The organism is Rhodococcus sp. T2V (assembly GCF_029269925.1).
Lineage (GTDB): Bacteria > Actinomycetota > Actinomycetes > Mycobacteriales > Mycobacteriaceae > Rhodococcus_F > Rhodococcus_F koreensis.
The window spans coordinates 1-3,001 of record NZ_JARJBD010000231.1; the positions used below are offsets into that span (position 1 = coordinate 1).

Consider the following 3,001-nt stretch of genomic DNA (forward strand, 5'->3'; position numbering starts at 1 on the left):
GCTTCTTCTGCGAAGGCATTGACAACAGTCCTGACCGGCAGAGGGGAAGGGGAAGCCTGCCGCCTCCAACCTAAACGAAACAAGGCAGAACTAAGCAGCGACACGCTACTAGGTGCCCGGGCGCGGACCGCGCGTCGCCGGTCTCGGCGCCGTGCGTCAGCGTCGGTCCCGGCGGTCTTCCCGTCGTTCGGTACGGCGGCGGACGCCGTGTGCGACCACCGCCGCCGTGCGACGGTGGTCGCGGTTTGGGCCACCGGGGCGGGGCCGATCAGGGCTGTTCGGCGCCGCCGTCTCGCTGCCAGAGGCATGTCACGCTCCTTCCGCTTCGTCGGCTTCGATGGCGGCCAGCAGCGCCTGCACCGGGATGCGGCCACTGGCCACCAGCTGGCCACCGGCCCGGCGCACGGCCGACGCGAACGGCGCGGCCCAGGTGTTCTCCCAGACCAGCAGCGCCGCGGTACTTCAGGGCTCGACCGCAGCGGCGACCGCGGCGACGTCGTCCTCGCTGAGCGCCTCACCGAATGGTGCGAGCGGGGCTGGTAACCGTGCGCGCGGGCGGTGGAGTTACGCTCGGCGCTCGGCATCGACCTGGCGCTGCGGATCTGCGAGATCGTCGGCCTTCCTGGTCGAGGCGCGTCCACCGAGCTGTACTGGTGCACACGCCCACACGCCCAGGGACCTCGACACGACACAGGGGGAGACCCGAGATGACCGAGCCGAACCTCATCGGCCGCTACCAGTCCTATCGCACCCGCAGATTCCTCGCGAACGAACGCAGATGGTCGACGATGCTGCCCAGCTGGCGCACCCGGCACCGCCGAAGGGTCCTGGTGGTGGGCCTTGCAGTGACGTTCGTTTTCATGTTCGCCGTGAGCGTCGTGTGCGCGTTCGGTGTTCGGTGGGCGCCGCTGCTGTGGCTTCCAGTGTGTGCGGCGTTCTTCCCGCTGTGGACCATGCTGCAGATCGTCTCGGGCCGCCGGGGCGACGCGCCCGCGGATACCCCCGACGAATGGGGGGTGGAACAGCGCCACAGCGCGCGCTCGATCGGGCTGACCGTCACCCAATCGCTGGTGATGATCCCGGTCTTCTACCTGACCTTCGGCGACGTGATCATCGGCGCCGGCAACGGTGCGCTGGCGCATGCCGGCGGTCTGATGACACTGACGACGCTGCTGATCGGCGGCTGCACGCCGACGATGGTTCTGGGCTGGACTCGGCCGGACCCCGACCCAGAGGACACGTCCAGCCGAGGTGTCACCCCGACCGGGATACGGGAGAAGCCTGCCGCGGTCGTTGATTTCGGCCTGTGACAAGGATCCGTACAGGATCCTGAGCCCGCTGGACTGGGCTGATGGTCAGCCCACGCGGATGCCCTGGTCGGCGAGGAACTCGCGGGCACGACCCAGCTGGCGGTCGGTGGAGTAGGCGTACCATCGTTCGGCGAGGCTCTCCTGGTGGACGACGTCCCGGAACCGGCCGAAGGCACCCTTGCCCTCGATTGCCCGTTCCAGTCGCTCCCGCAGCGCCGCATCATGGCACCGCTGGGCGAAGGCCGCCATGTCCCGCCAGCCGTCCCGCGAGCCGGTGCGGTCGAACCGGAGCCACCGGTCGGGCTCCTCGTCCACGTCGACGGCGGCGTCCGCTCCGACCATCGCCGGATCGGTGATGCCCTCGTCGACCACCTCCCCGGTGCGCAGGTCGAGGTAGCCACCGGCCGACATGGTGAGATCGCCTTCCCGTTCGGTAGCGAGCATCTCCAGGTCGACCGGCACCACCCGCCCCGTCAGCGGCTCGCTGCGCAGATGTGCGAGCAGGTCCTGCGCCAGCACCTCGTCACCCGGACCGGCGCGCCACGTCAGCCGGTTGATGACCGACACCGTCACCGGCTCGGCCTGCTTCCGTCGTTGCTGCAGTGCCATCGGCAGACCGGCACCCACCTGGTGCAGCACGTCGTCGACGTCCCGGCCGCGGACCGCGGCGAGGAAGCGGTCCGCATCTGCTGTGGCGATGGCGGCGCGCAGCTCGGCCACCTCGAGGGTGGGTACCTGGTCCTGTGCGGGCCACGTGTGCAGCAGCATCGGATGCGGCTGGGCTGGTCTGCGCGGTGCTCGGCTCTGCCCGTCGTCGTCGGCCCACCGGCGCCCGTACTGGTCCGGAATGGCACCCCATCCCCAGTACGGCAGGGGTTTTCCGGGCGTGATGCCCAGGACAGTCAGGGGGTCGACCTTGTCGCCGCCGATCAGACAGCGGTGGGTCCAGTCATCGCCCAGATCGAAGGTGAACGCAAACTCCGCCCCGGGCTTCAGCAGCCGGGCGACCTTGGCCGACTCGATGTCCACCGTCTCGGTGATGGGCCCACCGAGCGACTCCACCATCTCGTCCCCGGTCGCGGTGTCGGTGACCACTCGTCCATCGGCGAGGGTGAACATCGACAGGTGCGACCGGTCCCACCGGGCGAACGCGTCGTTGATCGCATTCGCGAGGTCCAGGAACGTATGCGACGGACCGACCGCGAAGACCCGGCCCGGCCACGGCCACAGCTCCTCCCCGCGCCCGCCGAGCAGCTCCACCCTCACCGACAACCACGTTCGCGCCATCCCCCGAGGATGACAGGCCAGCCACGGCGCAGCCATACCGGAGCCCCGGATGGGTGCACCGGCGCCCCGTGCCGGCCGGGGTTCGTCCAGCTCGGTGCGCACCCCGCGACGCGGACCGCACGGATACGTGCAACACTGCGCGTAACACTGCGCGTAACACAGCGTGTGAACCTGCGCGTATCGGCTAGGCTGAGTCCAGCGGCGGCCACGGTGGGGCGGGCAAAAGGAGTGGGTATGGCGCAGGTCGGAAAGCGGGGCGGTCACTCGTCGCGGACCAGCGACGGGCGTCGAACGTCGAAGCCACACAACGATGCCCCCGTGCCGGGAGGCGGCCCCGTCGCCGCGGCATCCACCGACGCGTTGACGTCGAAGCTCGAGTCCCGCAGGGGTCCGGTGAAGGTGCA

2 protein-coding genes and 1 pseudogene are annotated in these 3,001 nt (G+C 69.9%); 1 reads left to right on the plus strand and 2 read right to left on the minus strand.

Annotated features, from left to right (window positions below; all coding sequences use genetic code 11):
* Nucleotides 1-309: 309 nt before the first annotated feature.
* Nucleotides 310-510 (minus strand): annotated as a pseudogene (locus P3H15_RS53425) (DUF1269 domain-containing protein); the annotation flags it as partial.
* Between the two features lie 197 nt (nucleotides 511-707).
* Here P3H15_RS53425 and P3H15_RS53430 point away from each other — a divergent pair.
* Entirely contained in the window at nucleotides 708-1,310 is a 603-nt protein-coding gene (locus P3H15_RS53430) for a hypothetical protein (protein WP_276144732.1), read from the plus strand.
* A gap of 45 nt (nucleotides 1,311-1,355) precedes the next feature.
* Here P3H15_RS53430 and P3H15_RS53435 read toward each other — a convergent pair whose 3' ends face one another.
* Complete coding sequence (locus P3H15_RS53435; protein WP_276144733.1) at nucleotides 1,356-2,597, minus strand: UPF0158 family protein; 1,242 nt, start codon at nucleotides 2,595-2,597, stop codon at nucleotides 1,356-1,358.
* Between the last annotated feature and the right edge of the window lie 404 nt (nucleotides 2,598-3,001).

Excerpts from the sequence above, each read along its gene's own strand:
- P3H15_RS53430 (WP_276144732.1), top strand. The coding sequence starts at position 708 with ATGACCGAGCCGAACCTCATCGGCCGCTACCAGTCCTATCGCACCCGC.
- P3H15_RS53435 (WP_276144733.1), bottom strand. The coding sequence starts at position 2,597 with ATGGCGCGAACGTGGTTGTCGGTGAGGGTGGAGCTGCTCGGCGGGCGC.